The sequence below is a fragment of the Lactobacillus sp. ESL0233 genome (assembly GCF_003692995.1).
GTDB classification, from domain to species: Bacteria; Bacillota; Bacilli; order Lactobacillales; family Lactobacillaceae; genus Lactobacillus; species Lactobacillus bombicola.
Map to the genome: position 1 here is coordinate 439,514 of NZ_REHH01000007.1, position 23,820 is coordinate 463,333.

A 23,820-nucleotide genomic window follows, 5' to 3' on the forward strand; every position below is an offset into this window, starting at 1 on the left:
ATTTATAAATTATCGTAAAAATTCAGCAATTCATTCGCTATATTAATATCTCGCTTTTTATTGGAGTTATTAGCACACTTCATATTTCTATTTACGAAAGCGATTTTTTCTTGATTCGTTAAGTTCATCAACTCTGTGGTTTTGTTAACTACAGCCTCAAATTGATCATGAGGATTAATATTTAGTTCTTGGTGGATTAGTAGAATTAAACAGTTCAAAGCTAAAAACTTTTTAGTTTCCCTATCGCAATCCGCAAATTCACCTTGATTAAATGAATCTAAGGAGCCAACAGTGCAATTAACCAGTAGCATGGTTTGTAGAATTTTTTGTATTTTGTTTATATCAATTTCGCCTCTGAGATAAGAAACCGGTTGGCCAAAGTAAACGGATAATTGTTGCCAGATAGCCGAGCTAGGCTCTCTCAACCCTAGCTCGTATAAACTGATAGCTTGTTGTGTTATGCCGGTGCCCTTAGCTAAATCTTCTTGGCTAAGTCCGCGTTCTTGACGCAGTTCTTTCAGTCGGTTATGAGGAGTTGGCTGTTCATACCCTTGTAGATAAGGAACAGATACGCCGTAAAAATCAGCCAACTTTTGCCATATTTCAGGCTTAGGATTGCGTTTACCAGTTTCGTACTGGCAAAGCGTGTTATCATGTAACCCGATAGCATGGCCTAATTCCGTTTGCGTCAGTCCCTGCTGTTTCCGCAGTTCCTTTAATCTATGCATCTTTTGCCACCTCCTGCTTTAAAGCTTCTTCACGAACCATCTTGGCAGCATCACTAAACATGGTTCTGGTAATCTCTCGGAAAAGCTCATCAGTGGTGCCTCTAAATGAGCCTGACAATTCAGGCTTACTACGGCTTAAAAAATTAATTGCCCCACTATATGTTTTTTGCTTTAAAGCTTCAGTTTTTAAGCGAATTGTCCATAACTCAATGGCTTTCAAAGTTTCTTTTTGCCATTCGATAAAATCATCTTGCATCGTCATATATATCGCCCCTAATTGATCGTTGTCTTACGGTTAGGCTCTAAATGTGCCCCCGGTATTTCCACACCTTTTTTTAAGTCGTTGTATAGTAATTGTTTATTAATTGAGACAACTTCTTTCTTTTCTCGGTATGTATCAGGTAGTTTTAATTCATCAGAAATAATTGTTTTTTGCCGGTAATTGCGTGGTTTTAAAATATAATGCTTAGTTTGTACCTGCTTGACACCTGCATCATCGATAACTTCAGTCATATATTTAAGTAAATTATCTTTTTGATTCTGAAAGTGCCGCTTTTGCTCCGTTAACTGCTTAATTTTATTGGTCAAAAAATCGATATCAGCTGTATCTCGTTCAATTAAACTGGCTAGTCCATCAAGTTTGGCATCCCTTGTTAGCTCAAGTGAATCTAACGTGTCTTTCAAAGTCACAGGGGCAATATCATCACGATCTACAATTTGCTTTATAGCATCATTAATTTCAAAAAGTTTCATCACTAGTCCTCCTCAATGCTGTCGTAAAAAGCAACTATCTTGTTTGCCTTTTTAATAGTGCTATCAATTCCACAAAATTCAATTGCAGCTTCAGTAAGCATTATTGCCAAAAATGGATTAAATTCTGATATCTTTGCTCCTTTTAAAACAGCCTCTTCAAATTCTCGTTTCGTATCGAGGCCGAGTTCGAGCATTAAAGCAATCATTAATGTTGAAATTGATGCTGCTTTTTCTTGCTCGCTGAGAACTTTGCCATTAACTTCAAATTTAGTATTTGGCATAGTTAGTACGATTGCAGTTTTAGCAATCTTTTTAATTTTTTCTTCGTTCATGTTATAATTCTCCTAGTGTTATTACTTAAGTCCGATTGCCGTCGGGCTTTTTTACGTTTCGGGAATCAACTCCGGTTGCGCTAACAGCCAAATCGTTAATGCCAGCCCAACAATTACTAGCAATAACGAGATTGTTAATGACTGCTTGGTGTGTAGCTCGACGTCTGTGTATGTGTTTAAAAAGTTTTCCCATTTTTTCAATATCCTTTCAATCATGGTAATTTTGCGTTCCAATCTATTTCACATCTGTGTTTGTCTAGCCATTCTTTTGCAGGCTTTTCAAAGATAAATGTCCTGTTTCCATCTTTATTTTTTCTTGGATTGACTACCCAGCCGCCATTTTTAAAATCAACTTCAGGGAATTCATCAAAAATGAATAATCTTATCCAAGGCACTGCTTTACTACCACAATACTTTTTCGAGAATTCTTTCATCTTGATTGTTTTGCCCTCCAGCGACTCAGCTGGGACATAGCCACGCTCTTGCATGATTTGATCAACCACTTCAATCAGAGGCCCCACTTGTATTTGTAGATTTACTAGATCAGTCAATTGATTTCACCTCGTTTTCCATTAGTTTTCTTTTTCTCTCTTTAATTTCGCAGCCATAGCTAGCCTGAGAGCTATGCTTTTTCTAATACTTAAATTTCAATTCCCAAAATTTCAGCAGCAGCTTTCCTGATTTCTTGAGATCTTTTTGCTGGATCGCCTGAAATAGCTTTGCTAAATTGAAATTCATTGGTATTGCAATATTTAGCTACTTTTCTCTGGGTAGTATGGTGTTTCTTAATTGCAATTTGAAATTTAAGTTTTAATTCTTCAGCGTTTTTTACTAAAGCTTGCTCAACCATAAGTTCACCTTCTTTCTAAAGTATTTTAATCAAGTTCTTGACTATTTTTAGACTAAGGTCTAATATATAATCATGACAAATAAGCAGAAAAGCATTGCTATATCAATCTTTACTCGCCAAAGTTTCTGAATTGATAGGCTAGTTTTTTCTTGCTTAATTACTTGATGACTTAATAATACCACCATAGTCTAAAAATGCAACAATTTATTTTTACTTTGGTCTAATTATTTTAGTCAATAGTCGGAGGAATACTATTATGGCACTACTTGATACCGTTAAAATAATGGCAAAAAAACATGGTTATAGTCTTACAGAATTAAACGAAAAAGCTGGGCTCGGCAAAAATACAATATATAGTTGGAAAACAAAAACTCCTTCTACAGAAAATCTGCAAAAGGTAGCTAAAGTCCTTCACACGTCTACTGATTACCTTTTAGGCAACACAGATGATCCCTCTCCCGTAACCCATAACGGACACAAAAATATAGATATTGCTAATACAGATAATATCTATTCTTACAACGGTCAACAAATACCCGAAGAGTATCTTGATGTAATCAGAAATTTAATGGATTCTGATTTTAGAAAGGGGCGAAAGAATGGAAAATTTGATTAGCTATCTTTTGAATTATGCTTTTGATCGAGGAGTAAGCTATGCCTTAGTGGATAACGTCAAAGACACAGACCCATCAGTTTCCTTCACAGATTTAAATAAAATGGTTATCAATTTAAACTGGAAAAACAAAAAAGAACTGCCTTTCATAATTGGTCATGAAATCGGTCATTTTGCAAATGGTGACTCTGGTAAATTTTATTATCGGAACTTTAATACTCCAGTTGAGCATCATGCTGACTTGTATTCACTGAACCTAATCTTTGACTACGCCACACGACAATACGATTGTTTTAATGAGCCAAGCGAATTTATGCAAGCATATGGTATACCGGTACGCATGTATGATGATGTGGTTGAATTATTTAGAAAACACAATGATTTATTGTTTTAAAAATAAAAAAAGCCTTCAAGACTCGGGTTGACAGTTGAATCTTGAAAGCTAATATAACAATACGCTTAAAATAATAACGCTTACTATATATAATTTTATCATAGTTTTTAATGCTAAAAGAGGTAAAAATGAAACAAAAGCACTGTGGAGTATGCGGTAAGAAAATAGGCTTATGGTCATCACAATATGTTTTAAAAGATGGCATAATTTGTAATAATTGTGCTACTAAAACTCAGCTTTTGAAAAAGTCAAGCCAAGCTAAAATGAATGATTATTTTCAATCTCATACAATTGTTGAAATAAACAACTTGCTTAATATTCCAAACCAATCTTCAAATAGTGAAAACCAAAAAGTAAGCGATTCTTCAAATAAAGCAAATTCTTTTTTTGATATTTTTCATGTTCGAGAATTAAAAGAAGAAATTATAAACCTAAAGACTGAAAATGCTAATTTAAAGAAAGAAAATGAGCTTAAATTGAGCGTTCAGCAAATGAAACCTGTTGAACTTGATGCTCTTATTGAAAAAAAGAATTCTGAATTGAATGAATTAGATAAAACAATTAAGACTAAGCAGAATAAAGAAAAACAACTTACAACTACTATAAACTCACTGTATACCAAGGTAGACGAATTAAATAACCAAATTGTAGACTTGTCTGAGGAAATAAATTACGAAAGCTATGGTCTCTATAAACCACGTTATGAATTTTCGAATTCAAGTACTTATAAAGGTAAACTGACTGAAGTTCGATCTAATCAAAAAACAATGATTCGTAATGAAATAGCAGCCGAAATATTCGAACCTATGACCATGAATGGCTCTTTAGCTAAGGGAAAATCCATGCAGAAGAAAAATATAAAACAATTACTCCGCTCCTTTAACGGTGAATGTGAAGCAGCCATTAACAAGGTAACAAAATCTAATATTGAAACTATTGAAAAAAGAATAAATACATCATTTGCACAGTTAAATAAATTAAATGAGCCTAATGGTATCCGCCTTACCACTGATTATCTTGACAGTAAATTGGACGAAGCTCATATTGGTCTCGAATATGCATTGAAAAAAGAAGAAGAAAAAGAGCAATTACGAGAGCAACGTGAACGAGAGCGTGAGGAAAAGAAATTACAGCGTGAAATTGCATCAGAACGTGCTAAATACGAAAAAGATGAAGCTCACTTTACTCAAGCAAAAGATCGCATAGCTGACAAATTAAGCACGACTACAGATACATCTGAGGTGTTAGCTCTTAAACATCAATTACAAGAATTACAAGATAAACTTAATAATATTCGTGAGAGAAAAGAAAAATTACAAGATAGAGCAGCCAATCCTACAGCTGGTTATGTTTATATAATTTCTAATATTGGTTCATTTGGTAAAGATGTATATAAAATCGGAGTAACTCGTAGATTAGACCCAATGGATCGCATTAATGAATTAGGAAATGCTTCTGTACCATTTAAATTTGATGTTAATGCTTTAGTATTCAGTGAAGATGCATTCAGCTTAGAATCTAGTTTACATACTTACTTTAAAGAATATCGTGTTAATCGCGTAAATAAACGTAAAGAATACTTTAAGGTACCTATGAATAAAATCAAGGAAGTTCTTGCTAAACACAAGGAATTAACTTTTGATTTTAATGAGTATCCTGATGCTTATGAGTATCGTGATACCTTGTATATTGAAGAGCATGAAAAAGAAAAAACTGCTACTAGTGCTGTAATGTAAAATATTAAATTTTCTGCCCATAGCTTTAACCTATGGCGGATTATCTATTTGAAGGAAAAAATATGAATAATTTACAAAAAATGAGTAAAACTACCAACCAACCTTTTTATAAAAAGACTTGGTTTTGGATAATTATCGCTATTGCTTTTATTGGATTACTAGGAGCCGTTTTTTGGGCTGGTAAAAACAGCACCTCTAATAGTGCTACGAAAACAGAGGAAAAATCCAAAAGAAAATCTAAGCCTAAATTGATTTCTGACAAATTAGGTGATAAAACGACAGAAAATAATATGGCATTATTTCAAATTTATACAAAAATCAAAGTTGGTGATCTTATGCAAGATGGTAAAGGAGGATCTACCTACACATCTGTTAAAAAGTCTCTCCAATCCGGACCATCTAAAAATTATGACAGTGAAACTTCAGGCATAGAAACCACGGTTGCAAAATGGGAATATGATGATATGACACTTACTTTTATATTTGTTAATAACAAAGTGGTTAGGTCGTCCTTAACTGATTTTAGATGGAAAAGACCAGCTAATAAGTTTACTCGCAAGGCTTATAAAAAGTTATCAAACAGTACAACTGCTGATGAAGTAACAAATAAATTTGGTTTACCTGATGAAATTACGCAATCTTTAATTTTGGGTAATTACAAAACTACTTATACTTGGTATACAGGCATTGATGGTGGTGTTGGTTCTAGTGTTGCATTAGATTTTACCGGTTCAAGGCTTACTGGTAAATCAGAAACAGGGTTAAATAACTAATTAAAATAAGCAACACAAAAAGCCTTTAAGAACTCGTCTGGAAAACTATTCTTGAAGGCTTATCAATGTAGACAAAAGCTTTTTGTCTACCCTATTTTAGCAAATTTTAAAGAGGAAATAAATATGACCGTTTATAAACGTGGCAATAGCTGGACCGTACAGGTTTCCTGGTATATTAACGATCCAGATGCTAAATCTGGTAAAAAGAAAAAATATAAAACCAAAGGTGGTTTTAGAACTAAGGCTCAAGCAAAAAAATGGGAAAACGAACAGACTTTAGCCAAAAACAAAAATAATATTACAAATGAAAATCCAGTTTTTGCTGATTATTTTTGGAAATGGGCAATGACGTATCGCATCCCAGGCAAAACAGATGGTACCAAGAGAAGATATACTTATATTAGCAATGTGGTTAAAAAATATTTTGGTACTACTAGAATAAATGATATTAATCGCTCTGTATATCAAAATTTTATCAACGAATATGGTAAAAATCATTCTAAAGTAACCATTAAAAAGTTAAATGGTATTCTAAAATCATGTGTTTCAGATGCACATGAAGAAGGTATTATTCCACAAAATTTTACTAATCGAATTAACGAAGTCTGGAATGAAACAAGGGCACGACATATTGAATATTTGTCAATTAAAGAAATTCAGTCTTTACTTAAGGTTACCCAAAGCAGTCTGAATCGAAAGCATACGACTCCTTATGCGATTTTAACTGCAATAGAGACAGGAATGAGGGCGGGCGAAATTTTGGCGCTTAAATGGTTTGATATTGACAATAAAAAGCAAACTATCAAAATTAGCAAGTCATACGATTACATATCTAAAAAAATTAAGCCGCCTAAAAATGAAAGTTCAAAAAGAGTAATTTATGTTTCAAAGTCTTTATTAAATACATTAAATGAACTTAAGGAAAATAATCAAGAATTCATTTTCGCAAAACCAAATGGTGAACTACCTACTGATAACGCTCTAAATAAGGCTCTGAGATATCGCTTGAAAGAGGCAAATATATCTAAGAAAGGTTTTCATTTTCACAGCTTGCGTCATTGCCACGTTGCATATCTGGTTGCTCATCACGTGGACTGGTATGAAATTAGTAAAAGGCTCGGCCACTCCAATTTAGGAATTACGATGGATACTTATTCATACATGATTGATGAGATGAAAGCCACGCAACAGAAAATACTTGCAAATGCATTAGATTCAATGGATCAACCGCAAAAATTGCATCTTGCATAAAGTTGGCTAACATTTGGCTAACATCAACGCTTTAAAATACTGTTATAACAGTATTTTAATTACCCATATAAAGACCACCCGGATCATTTTTATTGATTTTTATTGATTTTTATCAATATTTTATCTGCTATACCAGCATTTAGGTATTTATTGATTTTGAAGTTGGCTAATGTTTTGGCTAACATAAAAGTCACTCTGTGAAGAGTGACTTTTTTTGTAAAATTAAAATCTATTGCAGCTTACGCCTAAAAAATGGATCGTATTAAAAACCAGAATAATTGTTCTTAGTTCAACAGCAATCATATTGGTAAAGATGTTGCAAGCTTGTTATTGCTGAACAAATCAAAATAATTAATTAAACAAAAAATCCTCAGAAACTTTAGATTCTGAAGATTTTTGCTTAGTTATATTATATAAAAGAGCTCAAGATTAAGCTATAGCCTTAAACAACAAAGCTGCTAGCAGGCCACCTACTATTGGACCAACTACTGGCACCCAGCTATAAGCCCAATCCGACTTACCTTTATTAGCAATCGGTAAAAGCTGATGGGCTAATCTAGGACCAAAATCACGAGCAGGATTAATTGCATAACCTGTAATTCCCCCAACTGAGAAAACACAACCTACAATTAACAATCCTGCAAGGATGGGATTCAAATTAGCAGGAATGTTAGCTTTAGTAAAAGCTAACAAGCCGTAAATAAAGATAAAAGTACCCACTACTTCCGCAAAGAAATTCCAAAAGTAATTTCTAATTGCCGGTTCAGTACTAAATGTTCCTAAAATCAATTCTTGATCAGTAGTCTCGGCCCAATGAGGATAATATGTTAACCAGACCATTACTGCACCAACAAAAGCACCTGCTACTTGGGCAATAATATAGGGCAAAACTGACGACCAAGCAAACTTACCTGCTGTAGCCATGGCAATTGTAACTGCCGGATTAAAATGCCCTGGACTTAACCAGCTTACAAAATATACGCTAAGTGTCACAGCTAGCCCCCAGCCTAAAGCAATCGCAATCCAGCCTGCGCCATTTGCTTTTGACTTTTTCAAGTTAACAGCTGCACATACTCCATCACCAAGTAGTACAACAAAAGCTGTTCCTATAAACTCACCTATGAGTTGCATCATTAAACTATTATGCATAATTTTTCCTTTTCTATTTTAGAATGTTTTAATTATACCCTAAGTACGATGCAAATAACAATTCAAAGTTTTACTAATTCTTAATATTTAAAGGTGCTAATTGCTGTTCAATCTCAGTTAGCCCAACACTAGCCTGAATAAGTGATGCTGCAGTGTATGCTCCTTCAACAAAAGCAACATCATACAAATGAATTTTTTTATTAGTCATTTCAGTAGCCATTTCTAAATTCATTTTCGCACTGCCTAAATCATAAAAAGCCAAAATTTCTTCAGCTTGATTAGTTGAAAAAGCCGTTAAAATTTTATCCATGCTCGTGCCAATTTCATCACTACTGCTCCCACCTGCGCTTGTAATTGAAACGTCACTTGCTACTTGAGCAAGTAACTTATCCAATCCTATAACAAGTTCAGGAACGTGCGAGACTAATGTAATGCCTAATTTCATAATAAACCTTCAGTTTCTAATAAAGCAGTGAACAGATATGCGCTTGATTGTGCCCCTGGGTCAACATGACCCTTGACTCTTTCACCTAGATATGAGGCACGTCCCTTTTTAGCAACTAAATCTTTAGTAGCTTCAACTGCACTAGCAATTTTATTCTCCGTGAGCGTGTGCGCTTTAATTTCTGGAATTACTGCTTGCCAAACGTCCACCATCGTTTTATCACCCGGCTCAGCTCCACCACGTTTTTCAATACCATTTAAAGCAGCTGTTAGTAGATCGACTAAATCAGTGGTAGTACTACTTTTTTTGGCCATTTCTAAAAAAGCAGTACCGTAAAGCGGACCTGAAGCACCGCCAACCGTAGAAATTAGTGTCATAGCAATAACTTTAAAGGTTTCTGGCAAACTTGCCGGTTCCGTTTTTAATTTGGCCATGACAGCTTGCATCCCGCGATCCATATTAAAGCCATGATCGCTATCACCAATTGGAGTATCTAAATCGCTTAAGAATTGCTTATTAACCGCTATTTTATCCGCAAACTTAGCCATCCATATTATCAAATTATTAACCGTTAATGTCATTTTTATCTCCTATTACCAACCAATAGTTTCAACTGGCTCATTTAAATACTCTAACCACTGTTTTGCTTGTAATTCAAAAACCGTAAGCGAAATTCCCGCCATATCGATTGAGGTCATATAATTGCCAACTTTCATCCAAACTGGCCTTATCTGTTTTTGTGCTAAATTATTTATCAAGTCATTACTAAATATATATTGTTCCATTAATGGTGTTGCCCCTAAGCCATTGACTAAAACCGCATATTGCTTTTGAGAGTCAAAATGTATTTCTTGGTCAATTTTGCTAACAAGTTCAGTCACTAATGCCTGCGATGATTTTATTTTTTCCCGGCGATAGCCTGGCTCTGAATGAATACCGACACCATATTCAATTTCATCGTTTTTTAACTCAAAACCTGGTTTCCCTGTTTCGGGATTAGTAGCCGCAGATAGAGCAACTGCAACAGTTTTAATATTTGGCAAAATTTCTTGCGCTAACTGACTAATTTCTGGCAAGGAAGTTCCTGCTTGCGCAGCTGCTCCCAAAACCTTATGAACTAAAATTGTTCCGGCAACTCCACGACGACCTTGCGTGTACATACTATTTTCTACTGCAATATCATCATCAACTATAACTGAGTCAACTTTAATTCCATCCATTTCAGCCATATCTTTGGCCATTTCAAAGTTCATTACATCGCCAGAGTAATTTTTTATAACTAAAAAGACCCCGCGTCCTTGATCAGCTGCTTTAATTACTTCATAAATCTGATCAGGTGTTGGAGAAGTAAAAATTTGACCACAAACTGCACCTGTGAGCATTCCCTTGCCGACAAAGCCAGCATGAGCCGGTTCATGTCCTGAACCTCCGCCACTGACAAGTCCAACTTTATTTACCATAGAAGCTTGATCTGAGCGTATTACGGCTGCAGTTTTTGGAATGGGAGTAAGAATTTGTGGATACGCCTTAGTCATTCCAGACAACATTTCTGAAACAACATCAGCTGGATTATTAATTATTTTTTTCATGATAAGCTTTCCCTTTAATAATTTTGATTACGATACTAAGTATAACAGAAAACGTTTTCAATATCTGTGGTAATGATATATTATAAAAAAATTAATAACTTTACATTGATAGCTAAGCTATTTTTTAAATTACTTTTTAGCTTTAACTTGAAATCTTCTCTGCAATTTAGTATGATACTGATTAAATATTTATGAAAGGTTAACGATTATGACGACTAGCAACGTAACTAATCAACCACAAGTTAAATATTATTTTTGGTATTTTGGTTTTTCAAACTAAATGCCTAGTTTGTCATTTATTTGACACACTGGCCTACGGCAATTGTGTCAAAGTCTTAAGTGTTTACTTCTTAATAAAGAACTCACACAATTGTCGTCAGTTGTGTGAGTTTTATTTTTAGGAGAAATTTATGAAGACTATCAAAAAAATCACTTTTGATACACTGAATGGTTTGTCAATCGGTATTGTTGTAGCCCTAATTCCAGGAGCTTTAATTGGGCAATTAACTAAAGCCCTTTTACCAATTTGGCCCCAACTCAATTTTATCTTAGTATTAACCGCCTTTGCTGCAGCACTTTTACCCGTAATTAGTGCTGGGTGCGTCGGAATGACTGGTAACTTAACCCCGATTCAAACTGCTTCAATTGCCCTGGCTGCGGTCGCTGGAGCCGGTAATTTTATGATGAAAAATGGAAAAATTATGGTTGTTGGTAATGGTGATGTCGTTAATACTGCAATTACAATCATGCTAGCTTACGGACTGGTTTTATTTTTAGGCCAAAAGCTTAAAGCTTACACCATTTTACTAGTCCCTTTAATTGTTTTAGTGGTTGCTGGTGGAATTGGGTGTTTAACTAGAGGTCCAATTGGCCAACTAACTGCGCTTATTGGCGTGGGGGTTGAACATTTAACTAATTTACAACCAATAATTATGGGTATTTTAATGGGTATTGTATTTGCTCTGTTAATTGTTTCGCCAATTTCTTCTGTCGGGATTGCTACAGCAATTAGTATTTCTGGAATTGCTGCAGGTTCTGCTAATCTAGGAATCACAGCGGCTAGTTTTGCTTTGGCTATTTTTGGCTGGAAAGCTAACTCTTTTGGTACTTCAATTGCACATTTTTTAGGTTCGCCAAAAATGCAAATGGCAAATTTAATCACGCAACCTAAATTACTGATTCCTTTAATGATTAACGCCGGAATTATGGGCGGCTTGGGTGCAATATTCAAAATTGCTGGTACTCCAATGAGTGCAGGTTTTGGTTTTTCTGGATTGATTGGCCCGATTGCAGCAATGACAGGCAGGACAAATGATTTTGGTTCAATAATTTTAATTACACTTCTCTTCTTTATTCTACCAATTGCTCTTGGTCTAATTGCTAACTATATCTGTAATAACAGGTTGCATTTCTTTAGTAGTCAAGATTTCAAACTTGATTTCAAATAAAAACCCCCTAGTCAAAAAGAGTCTCAGTGTGCTTGCTTAACATTGGTAGTTGGTAATTGGTATAATTAATTATCATTCAAATAAAAGAAGGTTATTAAAATGATTAAGTTTTATGGTTACAAGCGTTGCTCAACATCGCGTAGTGCACAAAAATGGTTAACTGACCATCATGTCAAAATTGACTTTCAAGACTTGGTGGAACAGCCACCTAAAAAGGAAGATTTGATGGGTTGGTTAACCCAATATCAAGATCGCGGTTTAAAGTATTTCTTCAATACACACGGTCAAGATTATCGGCAACTGCATCTTAAAGATAAAGTTAGTACACTGTCGATTTCGGAAGCCGCCGAGATGATGTCTCAAAATGGTAAATTAATTAAACGTCCATTGGTTGTTGGTAATGACCAATTAACCTGTGGTTTTAATGAGGATCTTTACCAAAATACTTGGTTACAAGAGCAGGCCTAATGGTCTGCTCTTGTTTTGTAAGCATAACTTTTATATCTTAAAGATAACAGGTAAAATAAGTAAATAAAAAGGAGAAATACATGAAATACAATCAATATGCTTATGTAGAAACTGATTACCAGACACAAGTAAAGGAATTGCTTAATATTAAATTTTTACCGGTTAATTTTGAACAACTAACTTTTAGTGAATTATTGACTACAATGGTTGCCAATGTTCTAGCTGAAGTTAATCCACAAGATGAAGACGCCCGTAAAGCTAAATTAACTGAATTTGCCGTATCGAGTAACCAAAACTTGACAGATTTTCTAACTAATAAACCAGAAAAAATTTCAGTTGAGCAATTTTACAATGTTGCTTTACAACTATTGGGTTATCACGTTCAGTATGATTATGATTTAGATAATCCCTTAAAATTTATGAAAAAGCAAGCCTTACCAACTGTAAGTCAAATTGATAATTCCGCCAACTTGATTGGAGCTTTTTATCGGTTGCTAAATACTCGTACTAAAAATGGGCAAATATTACTTGATGTAATGGCTGGCAAGGGCTATTTCTTTGACCGGCGAGACGAATTACCGCAAAATGAATTTGTTTTATTCAATGGCAAAAGTCAACCAGTCTTTGATACCAGTAAAGTCATTTGCGAAGTAGTTTACGTTGAATGTGATCTCGACACAGATGGTGATGGTCACTCCGACTTATTACAAACCACCATTTTTAGACCTAGTGAAAGTGCTAAAATGCCCGTCCCTGCACTTTATACTGCCGATCCTTATTTTGGTGGTGTAATTGCTAATGAAAAGCGTAACCATAGTGTTGATGAAAACTTAACTGATGCAACTATATGGTCTAATCCTCAGTACCAGCCCGCCAATCATATCAAGGCTAAAGCACCCACTAGTAGCAATACTGACGCAAATCCAGCAACTGAACGAGCATTAAATAAAGCACCTTATACGTTAAATGAATATATGCTTGCTCGCGGCTTTGCTAGCGTTGTGGCTGGAGCAATTGGTACTCGTGGTAGCGATGGCCTGCGCATTACAGGAGGGCCTGAAGAAACTGAAAGTGCTAAAGCTGTTATCGAATGGTTACACGGTGATCGAATTGCTTATACCGACCGCACTCGAAAGCACGAAACTAAAGCTGATTGGTGCAATGGTAACATCGGAATGACTGGACGGTCATACTTAGGGACTTTACAAATTGCACTAGCGACAACTGGAGTAGCTGGACTCAAAACGATTGTTTCAGAAGCCGCCATTTCTTCTTGGTACGACTACTACCGTGAACATGGTTTAGTAATTGCACCCGAAGCTTGTCAAGGAGAAGACTTAGATATGCTAGCTGAAACTTGTCAGTCTAATCTCTGGGATGCCGGTGACTATCTCAAAATCAAGCCCAAATATGACGAAATGCAAAAAACTCTGTTGGCAAAAGCCGATCGCCTAACGGGGCAATATTCTGACTTTTGGGATGTCCGTAATTACCGCCATCATACTGACCAAATTAAATGCTCATGGATTAGTGTGCACGGCTTAAATGACTGGAATGTTAAACCCAAAAATGTTTATAAAATCTGGCAAAAAGTTAAAAATTTACCAATTGAACACCACCTCTTTTTACATCAAGGCCCACACTACAATATGAATAACTTGGTTTCAATCGATTTTACTGACTTGATGAACTTATGGTTCGTGCACGAATTGTTAGGTATTGAAAATCAGGCGTATAAGCAATGGCCACAGGTAATGATTCAGGATAACTTAGAAGCTGACACATGGCATCAAGAACAAGACTGGAGTAATGATTGCGGTCATGAATCAACTTACTACCCAACCGATGATGGTCAATTACAAAAAGACGGCAATGGTCAAAAGCAACTTGCCTTTACTGATGTTGGGGGAAAGGAATTTAAAAAGGCTAAAATTTCTGAAAACGATTGGCAAAATCAATTTATTAGTGGTGCTAAAAAGTGGACCAAAGCCAGTTTACGTTTTACCACTGAAGAATTTATCCACCCGGTCACTATAGTGGGACGACCAACGGTAAAAATGCGAGTTTCATCTAATCTTAATAAAGGGCAATTATCAGTTGCCCTCGTAGAATTAGGCGAGCGTAAGCGATTAACTCCCACTCCCCGTTTGATTATGCCTGGAGGGCAAGAATTAGGCTATCGTTTTGGAACCGATACTTTGCAAGAATTTATGCCCGATAAAGTAACGCCCGCTAAATTAATCACTAAGGGGCACATGAACTTACAAAATTATGCTGATTTGAAAAAGCCAAGGGCGATTGAGGCAAACCAATTTTATGACTTGGAATTTCAATTGCAGCCAACTTACTACAAATTACCAGTTCAAAGTCGCTTATGTCTGATAATTTATTCAACTGATCAAGGCATGACCAAGCGGCCACTTGAAGACACAACTTACACAGTTGATTTAACGCAAACTGAAATTAGGTTTAATCAACAATCATAATAGTTCTTGATTAAATTAATTTTAATAACCGTTAGCTTTTATGGCTAACGGTTATTCTTCTTTTCTCTTATTTTTACGTGCTAGTAATGTATTTAAATTAATATTGATTAACTTTAAATTTCAGCAATACCAAAATAAATAGAGCATCTTACGTAAAGCAAAGACTAAAAACATTAACTAGTGCCACAAAAATACAAGCATTACCTGCATAACTTTAAAAAGTGCTACCAATATTTAATTGACAACTAGCAATAAATATAGCAATATAAACGCATAAAGCGCTTTAATTTTAGAAATAATTGAAAGGATAAAATTATGTATAAAGAAATTGGTTACATCGTCCTGATATTTTTACTTTATGTCCTAGCAAAAAAATTTAATAATTGGCCAATTTTTAAATTCGCTAAAAAAACCGAGGCGGCTTAATCTTAACATTTTCGATAATAGGACTGCTTTATACTTTAATCGCGTACAAATTTAAATTCAATCATATCATGCCAAGTTTGATAAGTATTTTAGTTGTTATTATGCTAATTGGTCTGTTCTACATTTTCAAAGATCATTCAGCCCAAAAATAAATAATAAAACCTCGAAGTTAAAGCAATTTCGAAGTTTTACTATTGATATCCTAAAATTTTTTAGTTAAGTTAATGAATTCATATATGCCATCATTTGATTTTTGCATTTTAGAACCTTCTTTTTTAAATCCTGCTCTCTGATAAACTTTAATGGCACGTTTATTGAAGCTAGCCACTGACAGAAGGATCATTTTATAATTGAAATTTTTTTGTACAAATGCCTCGATTTCTTTTACAAAACTTAATTCCTAACCCTTGTCCAGTTAAATCTGGTCTCAATCCTAAACCAATTTCCACCTTTTTTTCTGACAATCTTTCTAAGCAAAAATACCCCACAAGTTCATCTTTATCATCTAAAACCTGATAATACTTATTTCCTCGTAACCTTGAAGTGATTATTTCTTCAAAATCTTCTGGGTCATTTTCCATATTATAAAAATCATACTGGCCACTGTAATGCCATTTTCTAGCAATCTGGTCTGCATTTGCTTGAGTTAGTTGTGTTATTTTTTTATATTTCATTTTTTCACCTTCTGCTTTTTGTTGTAAAATCTATTAAATATTAATAATTTTAATTATATTATCAATAATATATAACTTACAAGCCAATAATTTTACCTTATACTAAGCTCAATCATCTACTAGTAAGATAGAAATTTTTTGCCTAACCCTGAAGTCAGGTTATTTGCCTTTAGTACCCGTGTGCAAAAAATCAAATCTCAAAGATATTCTCTGGCTTCTTGATTTAAGCCTAAATATTTCGCTAATGTTAAACTATGATATGATTGCCTATATAATAATCTCAACAGCTTTAGTAAAAAGCATTAATTTGGAATCTTGCCTTTCTATAATTTTCCTGAATTAATTAGTTCGAGTTGTTACATTTTACATATAAACTAATTTAAGAAAAAGAAAATTAAGGTATAAACGAGTTACCTATGCTTCAATTAAAGCATTTGCGTAAATTTTATCATGTAGGGGATACAGTCACTTATCCCTTGATAATGAAAACTATGAAACTGCACTTATCACATTTCATCTCAAAAACGGCATAGAAATGTGATAAACAAATTGGTATTTTTGAAACTTCCAGACCGCTATTATCGTTCTTCGAATGAACAAACTGAAATTTTACAAGAAAAAGTAATTAAATGAGGATTAATATGCAAAAATCTGATTATGCTACCTTTATAGATAAAGAAGTGGCTCATCTTCCTTTTTATGTAAAAGAATTTAATATAAATAAAAATCTTTCTTTAGCTACGAAATATCAGTATCTAACTGAAATTAGGCGTTTTTTTGACTGGTTACGCTCTTCAGGCATAGCTAATGTCCAAACTAATAAAGATATATTATTGAACTTGCTTGAGAGATTTAAAATGTGAAGATGTTATGCTTTGTATTGATTATCTGAAGAATACTAAAAACTCACATGGTACGTATAACAACCCTACTACGATAAATCGTACTATTAATTCTTTACGTTCGTTATATACTTATCTTACAATTACAGCAGATAATAACAATGGAGAGCCGTATTTTTATCGTAATGTAATGAAAAAAATAGAATCTCTCCCCAACTACCAGACGCTTAATTACCGAGAACATGAAATTGAGCGTAAAATATATCAAGAAAATCTTAAACATGAATTTTTAGATTTCTTGAATACTAAATATGAAACTCAAGTTAATAGTTATATTAGCGGCAATTTTAAAATTCATAAAAAGGCGAGATATAGCAATCATTACCCTTTTACTAGGAACAGGTATACGTATTTCAGAGGCTACCAATACTAATGTGAATGATCTCAATATTGATGATGAAATGCTTAATGTTTCTCGCAAAGGTGGCCAGAGAGATGCTGTACCAATTGCTGAATGGACAATAAAATTATATTCGTCCTTATTATGAAGATAGAATTTTTATATACAAAAAAATAGGAAAGAAAAAAGTTTGTTTCTAACTAAATATCGCGAAAATTACAAGCGTATAACGTCTGTTACCATTGAACGTTTTGTTGAAAAATATTCAACAACGTTGGGACGACCAATTACACCGCATAAGTTACGTCACACACTTGCTTCAGAATTATATCAAGAGACTAAAGATCAAGTTCTTGTATCACAGCAATTGGGGCAGAAAGATACTAGTGCAACAGATTTATACACGCATATTGGCCAATCAAAACAAAAAGAAGCATTAAATAAAATTAAGTAGCATTAAGTTCCTTGGATTGCAAGCAAGTGTCTAATCTAACTTTCGAGTCTCATTTCAATCAGTTATTCCAAAACCCTACCTTCCTTTTCCCCGAAGCGATAATTAGATTCTGATCATTTTGAAAGAGCAACTTACTTTCTGCCTTCCATTCTTTTGGATTACCAACAAATCGCTAAGCTATTGAATAACTTAGCGATTTGTTTCATCCTAATACTCCTAAGATGACTAGAAAAGTTAAGTTGATAGATAGGGATTATAAGATGAGCCTACCTAAATTGTTCAACGCAAATTCAACAGCTATCTGGAGAAAGCCAACTTTAAGTAAACAGAAAAAGCAGATAAAAGTATTGTCACACTTTTATCTGCCGCCTATTTTAGGATGTTTGACAAAGAATCTCAGAATCGATAATCAATTGTTCTGGAACAACAATATCTTTGGTGTACTATGAGACTGGGCTACCTATTGAATATTCTTTTATTAATTAATAAAAGCTAACTTTTTGACAAACTTTCCACCTTTTACTATATAGTACTTTTTATTTAAGTAACCTGTAATCTGTAGTCCATATGTCATTACTTTAGTGTTCTTTTTTAGCTTTTTTAATTTTCCACCATCTGGGAAAATAACATACGCATCTTTCTTTAATTTACGGCTTTTTCCTTTTAGGTTAGTAGCCACAATAAACTTACCATCTGAAATTTCATCAAAACAACGACCATTTGAAATTACAGAAGAAAGCAAATTTACTTTTGTTCCTTTTGCTACCTTTCCTTTTGTAGGCATATATGCAGCTAGTCTTTCATTTGGCACGTATATAGTAGACTTTTTTGCAACAACGGATGTATTATTATTTACTTTTGCAAACGTTGTAGTTATTGATCCAAAACTTATGCAAAATAAAAGTAAAGTGCTTAATAGCAAACTTGCATTAAATCTTTTTTGTTTCATTATTTTTCTCCTAACTATTATCAACTGAATTAAATTATTTACTAATTTAGTCGATAAGCATAACCATGTCGAACAAGTCTCTTCCTAAAATCAATTTTATTTCATCCAAAGGCGATTGCGTCCAACATTTGCTCTCTGGCTCCTAATTTAGACCCAAGTATTCTAGAGATATTTTTTCCGAGGAATGGTTCAATAGTTTCATTACTAAGGCTATATTATGATGGTACTTGTTTATAAACACTATTTTCCGCATGGTGTGTGTACCAAAATAATTGATATCCAATAGCGCTCCTACTCTATACATTATCATATAATATCTTCGCTCATTAATACGCTTATTAGAATTTCACATTGATAGAAAAAACCATTTACTATTGAAAGCACTTTGATTTAGATAATCCTTCTCATACTCTTCTAGACCAATCATAGTAATCTTCCAAATCACGTTCAATCGGATGTAAATACAATAGGGGATACTTTTTAGCTTTTTATAAATTGGGTATGCGTTCCTTTTAACACACCATTCATGTAATTTTGGGTTACTGATTTTATTAATTATAGTTCACCATTAAGTTTACCCATATTATCTTTTAGAAATATTTAACTGGATGTTTTTTTGCTTTAGCTAAACTACGATATTCGTTCCAACTTGGACCATTCATACCTTTTACAATATGATCCCCACTCCTATTAATATACCATTCGTCTACTTGTGGGTAACCAAATACAATATGATTTCCTTGTTTAGAACCAAGCATAAATTTTTTCTCAGTCCAACCATATTTGTCAAGTAATGGGTTTAATTTAGGTGAATTTTTATAAACTTTAATACAGTTAAAAGTATGCTTGGTAAACCTATCTATACCAACTTTACCCTTTTTACTTACAAAGTACCACTTACCTCTGATGTTTTTAGGGAAGGTAAACAATGGATACTTCTTACTAGCTTGGACTTCGCATACATTTGTATTCATTGCTACTGTTCCTACAGCGGGTAATACTAACATTGTGCTTATGACTATACGTTTAATTATTCTAAATTTCACTGGAATTTCTCCTTTCTTACTAAGACTATTCAATTAGACTACAAAAAATCGATAACTACACTAGCTACTAGTTCTATTCATTACACTTTACATTTAAATATAATTAAATATCAAAAATGCTTGAAACAATTTTTCACAATTTATCCATTAGCTCACTGCCTTTACAATGACCAACTATTTCCCCATTACGATAACGATATGAATACATTAGTACCTGATTTAAAATTAAATTTCCATTTAATTTACTATCGAGATCAACAAACCGACATCGCCAAGGGATATCATCTCTATGAATATATGAAATCGCTATTGCACAAACTCTACCTGTATCATTAGTCTACCTCCTAATAATACTAAATAATGTTAACACTGTTAATACATTAGTAAATAAAATTTTTTGGTACTATTTAATTGAAAAATTCATATATTAAAGAGCGTACTTTTCCTTCAAAAATTACAAACAAAAAGGAACACGCCAATACACGATTTAGGTAAAATAAACAATATCAAAATTCTAGTCAAGCTGAAGTCTTTTAATAATTTAAAAGCAAGACCAGCTTATTATATTCTTAAAGAAGCTATCAAGGCCGGAAATATTAATAGAGATACAATTGTTGTAGAGTCTTCATCTGGTAATTTTGCGATTTTACTAGCAGCACTTTGTAATCAAATTGGGCTCAAATTTGTGCCTGTTATTGATCCAAACATCAATCCTTCTTACGAAAATTTGCTGCATACTCTTTGTTCAACAGTAATAAAAGTATCACAACGAGATAACACTGGGGGCTTTTTAAAAACCAGATTAGCTACAATGAAAAAATTTTTAGATAAACATCCTAACTCATATTGGACAAATCAGTATAATATCCCAAATAACTTTAAAGTACATTACCTAAGTTTAGGGGAAGAAATAATAAAATCTGGCTTTAATTTTGACTACATATTTATTGCGGTAAGTGCACTAGAAACAATCACTGGCGTCTCAAAACGAATTAAGGAAAGTCAGGTAAATTGCAAAACAATTGCTGCTGACGCTAATGGAAGTTCCATATTAACTCTCCAGCCCATGCTCATTATATTCCTAGTATTGGTTCTAGCATTCATCCCGCGTTTTTGAATACAGCCCTTATTAATGATCATATTTAGGAAAGAAAAAAGTTTGTTTCTAACTAAATATCGCGGAAATTACAAGCGTATAACGTCTGCTGCCATTGAACGTTTTGTTGAAAAATATTCAACAGCGTTTGGACGACCAATTACACCCCATAAGTTACGTCACACACTTGCTTCAGAACTATATCAAGAGACTAAAGATCAAGTTCTTGTATCACAACAATTGGGACAGAAAGGTACCAGTGCAACGGATTTATACACGCATATTGGTCAATCAAAGCAAAAAGAAGCATTAAATAAAATTAAGTAGGATGAAAATATAGGTAAAATAAAAAGCCAAAATTAAATAAGCTTAAAGTATGCTTTCACTTATTTTTATAACAGTCCTTTTAAGCCGTTAACAAAAAAACTGTGTGACCAACTCTATGATCACTACAGCCTATATCATAATTTAATTATTTGGATTTTTTCTTCTTTTGTCTTAATTCAATAAGTAAACAACTCGAAGATTTAGATTTAAACGTTAAGAAAATATCATCAAAGCATAGACTTAGTCTATCTTTTTTATTTTCCCCAAATTCGACACATAAAAATAATTCTTTAAGAATTGGATAAATCAGCATTTATTAAAGATTAAACTTATTTTCCCAACATAAAATTGCCAAAATCTACTTTTGTAGCATTTGTGTAGCAAGAACAAAAAATTAAAAACACAAAAGCAACCTATTATCAAGATAGTTATAGAACCTCGACAATAAACTTTTTAAAGCTAAATTATAAAAAGTTATGCTGACTAGAAACTAATTCCGATATTTTGATAAAATTAGCGCTTATCTAAAATTTGATATGCTCTAGATAGCAAGCTATCCAAATCTTTGTCACTAACATGCCCAACAATTTTACCGTGTCGACCCAAAAAATCATAATTAGGCATGTAAAAAGTAATTACACTACCAGATACTCCACTATTGATATCAGCAACAGGATAGTATAGCTCACCATTATTTTTATTAATATTATGCGTAAGAGGCATACAAATAACTAATCCTGTCTTTTGATTATATGCATTATTTGATATAACTATCGCTGGTCTTTGAATATTACCAGATTGGAAACTATGCCCACCTTCTTCTCGTCCTGCATGAGGTTCAGCATCTATCCAAATAATATCTCCTTGTTTGGGGGCTACCACGGAATATTCTCCTTACCAACCTGCATAGTATCAGGATTACCTACTTTTTCAATTTCTTTTTTAAAGTCAATATTGTCATATTCACCATTAAACCATGGATTAGAGTCAATAGTCTTATAGATTAAAGTGTCATTATCTTCTTGAATCAATTCAAATCGTTGACCAAGTTTAACACCCGCCTTACTCGGAACCGTGAGAGCTGTAGAATTACCTACTTTTCTAGCAACAAAGTTACCTAATTTCTTTTCCATTAATATCAACTCCCTAACTATGTTAGTACAAGTATACACTGTTGCTAAAAAGGTTTCAAGTATATCTCTCCACAATTTAGGTGATATTGATTTTAATCAGCAATCCGGTCTTAATAGTTATTTAGATGATTTATTAGAATCTATAATAGAATCTATTTGTTTATATTGTTTTTTAATTAAAGCCTTTTCTATTTTTATTTGATTTGCTCTATCTATTAGGATTAAGTCATTTTCTTTACAACAAATAATAAATTGGCATCCAACCTCTTTATCTCTATTAATATAATTACCTTTATCTTTTATAAATATAGTAAAATATTCTTTATATCTCCAATTTTTTTGACGTCTTACTAGATATTTATTTTTAAATAAGTAGAATCTATAATTTCTTTGTGCTTCATACAAACTTTTAGATGGGAATTCAGCAAGTGAACAACTCAATATTCTTGATCCCTTATTATTATTGCATTTCTCACATGTGACAAGTAAGTTATCAATTTCGCCATTGCCCCCTGCCCATATTGGAATAACGTGATCTATTTGACCGCTATTTGTAAGTTGATTATGGCAATAAGCACAGAATTTTTTTTTAAAATTATTATTATTTTTATTATCATTTTTTCTAGCATTATTTTTTATTTTATATCCAAATCTCTTACAATATGAATTAATTGAAACAAAGGCACTACTGGAAAATTTATTGATTAAGCATTTCGGATTTGATTGTAAATCGCCATTTTTTAGATCTTTAATGCTTTGTGAAAAGACAAAGATATATTTTTTATTTTGTGAATTTATTTCTTTTAATGCTGCTTTTAGCGCTTCTATCTCCGCCTCTTTTCGTCCATCAAATCTTTTTGAAGTATCCTTTAATGGGGTATTATTAATTTCTTGAGGGTCATTTATACTTATAAATTTATATTTTCCCTTATATTTATTATTACTGCTTTCGTTCCATATGTATATAAAAGAGTCGTATTTTGACAAATTAATATCATTAATATTCATATCAATATTAGTATTAGTATCCATATATATCTACCATTCATTGTAATAAATCACGTCATTAAAAACTATACAAATATAATTATATTATATTTATAAAGTAGTGGTCAAAAATTATTTAACTATATTTGGTAGTAAACTCATCTTGACAGACAAGCATCTTTTTAAAGTCAGTTATACTTTTAGCCAAATGTAATTAGTGAAAAGTATGAAAATTTTCGTTAGAAAATATTGGTAATGCTTTTAACTGTTGTGTGTAGTTTAGTTAGAATACTTGTACTAAAAAATGAAGTAACAGAAAGGTCCTAAGTTATTGATTTAAAGCTTTTTTAAAAATTATTATTGAATTTAATAACCACTTTGCTTTATAATCATACAAAGAAAGAGCCAGCGATTGCTAGTCGCTAACTCTTTACGTGATACAAATTACTGGTTGTCTTAGCTAATCTTTAC

28 protein-coding genes and 2 pseudogenes are annotated in these 23,820 nt (G+C 33.2%); 13 read left to right on the forward strand and 17 right to left on the reverse strand.

Annotated features, from left to right (window positions below):
- Nucleotides 1–2: 2 nt before the first annotated feature.
- The 7 genes from F5ESL0233_RS05240 to F5ESL0233_RS05265 all read right to left on the reverse strand — a co-directional run bounded on the left by F5ESL0233_RS05240 (nt 3) and on the right by F5ESL0233_RS05265 (nt 2,663).
- Entirely contained in the window at nt 3–728 is a 726-nt protein-coding gene (locus F5ESL0233_RS05240; RefSeq protein WP_122059101.1) for a helix-turn-helix domain-containing protein, read from the reverse strand.
- Nucleotides 721–990 carry a hypothetical protein gene (locus tag F5ESL0233_RS05245; protein ID WP_122059103.1) on the reverse strand — a complete coding sequence of 90 codons (270 nt, stop codon included), beginning with the start codon at nt 988–990 and terminating at the stop codon, nt 721–723. Before F5ESL0233_RS05245 ends, F5ESL0233_RS05240 begins: the two co-directional genes overlap by 8 nt.
- Before the next feature lie 11 nt (nt 991–1,001).
- Nucleotides 1,002–1,481, reverse strand: coding sequence for a siphovirus Gp157 family protein (locus F5ESL0233_RS05250; protein ID WP_122059104.1), 480 nt, complete (start codon nt 1,479–1,481; stop codon nt 1,002–1,004).
- A 2-nt stretch (nt 1,482–1,483) separates the two neighbouring features.
- On the reverse strand, nt 1,484–1,813 hold the full coding sequence (locus F5ESL0233_RS05255; protein WP_122059106.1) for a hypothetical protein: 330 nt from the start codon (nt 1,811–1,813) through the stop codon (nt 1,484–1,486).
- Nucleotides 1,814–1,864: 51 nt separating this feature from the next.
- Complete coding sequence (locus F5ESL0233_RS08185) at nt 1,865–2,029, reverse strand: hypothetical protein (RefSeq protein WP_158593133.1); 165 nt, start codon at nt 2,027–2,029, stop codon at nt 1,865–1,867.
- Nucleotides 2,026–2,364, reverse strand: a complete 339-nt coding sequence (locus tag F5ESL0233_RS05260; RefSeq protein ID WP_233554966.1) for a DUF771 domain-containing protein — start codon at nt 2,362–2,364, stop codon at nt 2,026–2,028. Before F5ESL0233_RS05260 ends, F5ESL0233_RS08185 begins: the two co-directional genes overlap by 4 nt.
- Nucleotides 2,365–2,453: 89 nt before the next feature.
- Nucleotides 2,454–2,663 carry a hypothetical protein gene (locus F5ESL0233_RS05265; RefSeq protein WP_122059107.1) on the reverse strand — a complete coding sequence of 70 codons (210 nt, stop codon included), beginning with the start codon at nt 2,661–2,663 and terminating at the stop codon, nt 2,454–2,456.
- A 256-nt stretch (nt 2,664–2,919) separates the two neighbouring features.
- Between F5ESL0233_RS05265 and F5ESL0233_RS05270 the strand changes: the two genes are divergently transcribed.
- The 5 genes from F5ESL0233_RS05270 to F5ESL0233_RS05290 all read left to right on the forward strand — a co-directional run bounded on the left by F5ESL0233_RS05270 (nt 2,920) and on the right by F5ESL0233_RS05290 (nt 7,430).
- Nucleotides 2,920–3,279 carry a helix-turn-helix domain-containing protein gene (locus tag F5ESL0233_RS05270; protein ID WP_122059109.1) on the forward strand — a complete coding sequence of 120 codons (360 nt, stop codon included), beginning with the start codon at nt 2,920–2,922 and terminating at the stop codon, nt 3,277–3,279.
- Nucleotides 3,263–3,670: a M48 family metalloprotease gene (locus tag F5ESL0233_RS05275; protein WP_122059111.1), complete on the forward strand. Its 408-nt coding sequence runs from the start codon at nt 3,263–3,265 to the stop codon at nt 3,668–3,670. The genes F5ESL0233_RS05270 and F5ESL0233_RS05275 overlap by 17 nt, the downstream gene beginning before the upstream one ends.
- A gap of 128 nt (nt 3,671–3,798) precedes the next feature.
- Nucleotides 3,799–5,406, forward strand: coding sequence for a DUF4041 domain-containing protein (locus F5ESL0233_RS05280; RefSeq protein ID WP_158593134.1), 1,608 nt, complete (start codon nt 3,799–3,801; stop codon nt 5,404–5,406).
- A 62-nt stretch (nt 5,407–5,468) separates the two neighbouring features.
- Nucleotides 5,469–6,179: a DUF3862 domain-containing protein gene (locus tag F5ESL0233_RS05285; RefSeq protein ID WP_158593135.1), complete on the forward strand. Its 711-nt coding sequence runs from the start codon at nt 5,469–5,471 to the stop codon at nt 6,177–6,179.
- A gap of 123 nt (nt 6,180–6,302) precedes the next feature.
- Nucleotides 6,303–7,430 (forward strand): site-specific integrase, encoded by a 1,128-nt coding sequence (locus F5ESL0233_RS05290; RefSeq protein WP_122059116.1) that lies wholly within the window; start codon nt 6,303–6,305, stop codon nt 7,428–7,430.
- Between the two features lie 429 nt (nt 7,431–7,859).
- Here the strand turns inward: F5ESL0233_RS05290 and F5ESL0233_RS05295 are convergent, their stop codons facing one another.
- From F5ESL0233_RS05295 to dhaK, 4 genes are all read right to left on the reverse strand, one after another.
- Nucleotides 7,860–8,579 carry an MIP/aquaporin family protein gene (locus F5ESL0233_RS05295; protein WP_122059118.1) on the reverse strand — a complete coding sequence of 240 codons (720 nt, stop codon included), beginning with the start codon at nt 8,577–8,579 and terminating at the stop codon, nt 7,860–7,862.
- A gap of 73 nt (nt 8,580–8,652) precedes the next feature.
- Nucleotides 8,653–9,024 carry a dihydroxyacetone kinase phosphoryl donor subunit DhaM gene (gene dhaM / locus F5ESL0233_RS05300; protein ID WP_122059119.1) on the reverse strand — a complete coding sequence of 124 codons (372 nt, stop codon included), beginning with the start codon at nt 9,022–9,024 and terminating at the stop codon, nt 8,653–8,655.
- Entirely contained in the window at nt 9,021–9,605 is a 585-nt protein-coding gene (dhaL, locus tag F5ESL0233_RS05305) for a dihydroxyacetone kinase subunit DhaL (protein WP_122059121.1), read from the reverse strand. The genes dhaM and dhaL overlap by 4 nt, the downstream gene beginning before the upstream one ends.
- Nucleotides 9,606–9,617: 12 nt before the next feature.
- On the reverse strand, nt 9,618–10,613 hold the full coding sequence (gene dhaK / locus F5ESL0233_RS05310; protein ID WP_118896298.1) for a dihydroxyacetone kinase subunit DhaK: 996 nt from the start codon (nt 10,611–10,613) through the stop codon (nt 9,618–9,620).
- 410 nt (nt 10,614–11,023) lie between these two features.
- Here dhaK and F5ESL0233_RS05315 point away from each other — a divergent pair, with 410 nt between their 5' ends.
- From F5ESL0233_RS05315 to F5ESL0233_RS05325, 3 genes are all read left to right on the forward strand, one after another.
- On the forward strand, nt 11,024–12,061 hold the full coding sequence (locus F5ESL0233_RS05315; RefSeq protein WP_122059122.1) for a PTS sugar transporter subunit IIC: 1,038 nt from the start codon (nt 11,024–11,026) through the stop codon (nt 12,059–12,061).
- A 99-nt stretch (nt 12,062–12,160) separates the two neighbouring features.
- Nucleotides 12,161–12,529 (forward strand): arsenate reductase family protein, encoded by a 369-nt coding sequence (locus tag F5ESL0233_RS05320; protein WP_122059124.1) that lies wholly within the window; start codon nt 12,161–12,163, stop codon nt 12,527–12,529.
- A gap of 80 nt (nt 12,530–12,609) precedes the next feature.
- On the forward strand, nt 12,610–15,015 hold the full coding sequence (locus F5ESL0233_RS05325; RefSeq protein ID WP_122059126.1) for a Xaa-Pro dipeptidyl-peptidase: 2,406 nt from the start codon (nt 12,610–12,612) through the stop codon (nt 15,013–15,015).
- Between the two features lie 770 nt (nt 15,016–15,785).
- Here F5ESL0233_RS05325 and F5ESL0233_RS05330 read toward each other — a convergent pair.
- Complete coding sequence (locus tag F5ESL0233_RS05330; protein ID WP_199692577.1) at nt 15,786–16,115, reverse strand: GNAT family N-acetyltransferase; 330 nt, start codon at nt 16,113–16,115, stop codon at nt 15,786–15,788.
- Nucleotides 16,116–16,756: 641 nt separating this feature from the next.
- On the opposite strand from F5ESL0233_RS05330, the gene F5ESL0233_RS08530 reads away from it, so the two are divergent.
- From F5ESL0233_RS08530 to F5ESL0233_RS08540, 3 genes and pseudogenes are all read left to right on the forward strand, one after another.
- A complete protein-coding gene (locus F5ESL0233_RS08530) occupies nt 16,757–16,978 on the forward strand; it encodes a hypothetical protein (RefSeq protein WP_370448342.1) in 222 nt (73 codons plus the stop codon).
- A gap of 7 nt (nt 16,979–16,985) precedes the next feature.
- Complete coding sequence (locus F5ESL0233_RS08535) at nt 16,986–17,390, forward strand: hypothetical protein (protein ID WP_370448350.1); 405 nt, start codon at nt 16,986–16,988, stop codon at nt 17,388–17,390.
- Nucleotides 17,338–17,811: pseudogene (locus tag F5ESL0233_RS08540) on the forward strand (tyrosine-type recombinase/integrase). The gene F5ESL0233_RS08535 and the pseudogene F5ESL0233_RS08540 overlap by 53 nt, the downstream one beginning before the upstream one ends.
- A gap of 478 nt (nt 17,812–18,289) precedes the next feature.
- On the opposite strand, the gene F5ESL0233_RS05340 reads toward F5ESL0233_RS08540, so the two are convergent.
- Both F5ESL0233_RS05340 and F5ESL0233_RS05350 read right to left on the reverse strand, forming a co-directional pair.
- Nucleotides 18,290–18,760, reverse strand: coding sequence for an SLAP domain-containing protein (locus tag F5ESL0233_RS05340; protein WP_122059127.1), 471 nt, complete (start codon nt 18,758–18,760; stop codon nt 18,290–18,292).
- 590 nt (nt 18,761–19,350) lie between these two features.
- Complete coding sequence (locus F5ESL0233_RS05350; RefSeq protein WP_122021914.1) at nt 19,351–19,806, reverse strand: hypothetical protein; 456 nt, start codon at nt 19,804–19,806, stop codon at nt 19,351–19,353.
- Between the two features lie 424 nt (nt 19,807–20,230).
- Here F5ESL0233_RS05350 and F5ESL0233_RS05355 point away from each other — a divergent pair, with 424 nt between their 5' ends.
- Nucleotides 20,231–20,923, forward strand: a complete 693-nt coding sequence (locus tag F5ESL0233_RS05355) for a pyridoxal-phosphate dependent enzyme (protein ID WP_255409633.1) — start codon at nt 20,231–20,233, stop codon at nt 20,921–20,923.
- A 30-nt stretch (nt 20,924–20,953) separates the two neighbouring features.
- A pseudogene (locus F5ESL0233_RS05360) lies at nt 20,954–21,229 on the forward strand (tyrosine-type recombinase/integrase); the annotation flags it as partial.
- Nucleotides 21,230–21,742: 513 nt separating this feature from the next.
- Here F5ESL0233_RS05360 and F5ESL0233_RS05365 read toward each other — a convergent pair.
- From F5ESL0233_RS05365 to F5ESL0233_RS05375, 3 genes are all read right to left on the reverse strand, one after another.
- Entirely contained in the window at nt 21,743–22,111 is a 369-nt protein-coding gene (locus tag F5ESL0233_RS05365; protein WP_122059130.1) for a type II toxin-antitoxin system PemK/MazF family toxin, read from the reverse strand.
- Nucleotides 22,105–22,362, reverse strand: coding sequence for a hypothetical protein (locus tag F5ESL0233_RS05370; RefSeq protein WP_122059132.1), 258 nt, complete (start codon nt 22,360–22,362; stop codon nt 22,105–22,107). The genes F5ESL0233_RS05365 and F5ESL0233_RS05370 overlap by 7 nt, the downstream gene beginning before the upstream one ends.
- 117 nt (nt 22,363–22,479) lie before the next feature.
- A complete protein-coding gene (locus F5ESL0233_RS05375) occupies nt 22,480–23,394 on the reverse strand; it encodes an HNH endonuclease (protein WP_122059133.1) in 915 nt (304 codons plus the stop codon).
- Nucleotides 23,395–23,820: the final 426 nt, after the last annotated feature.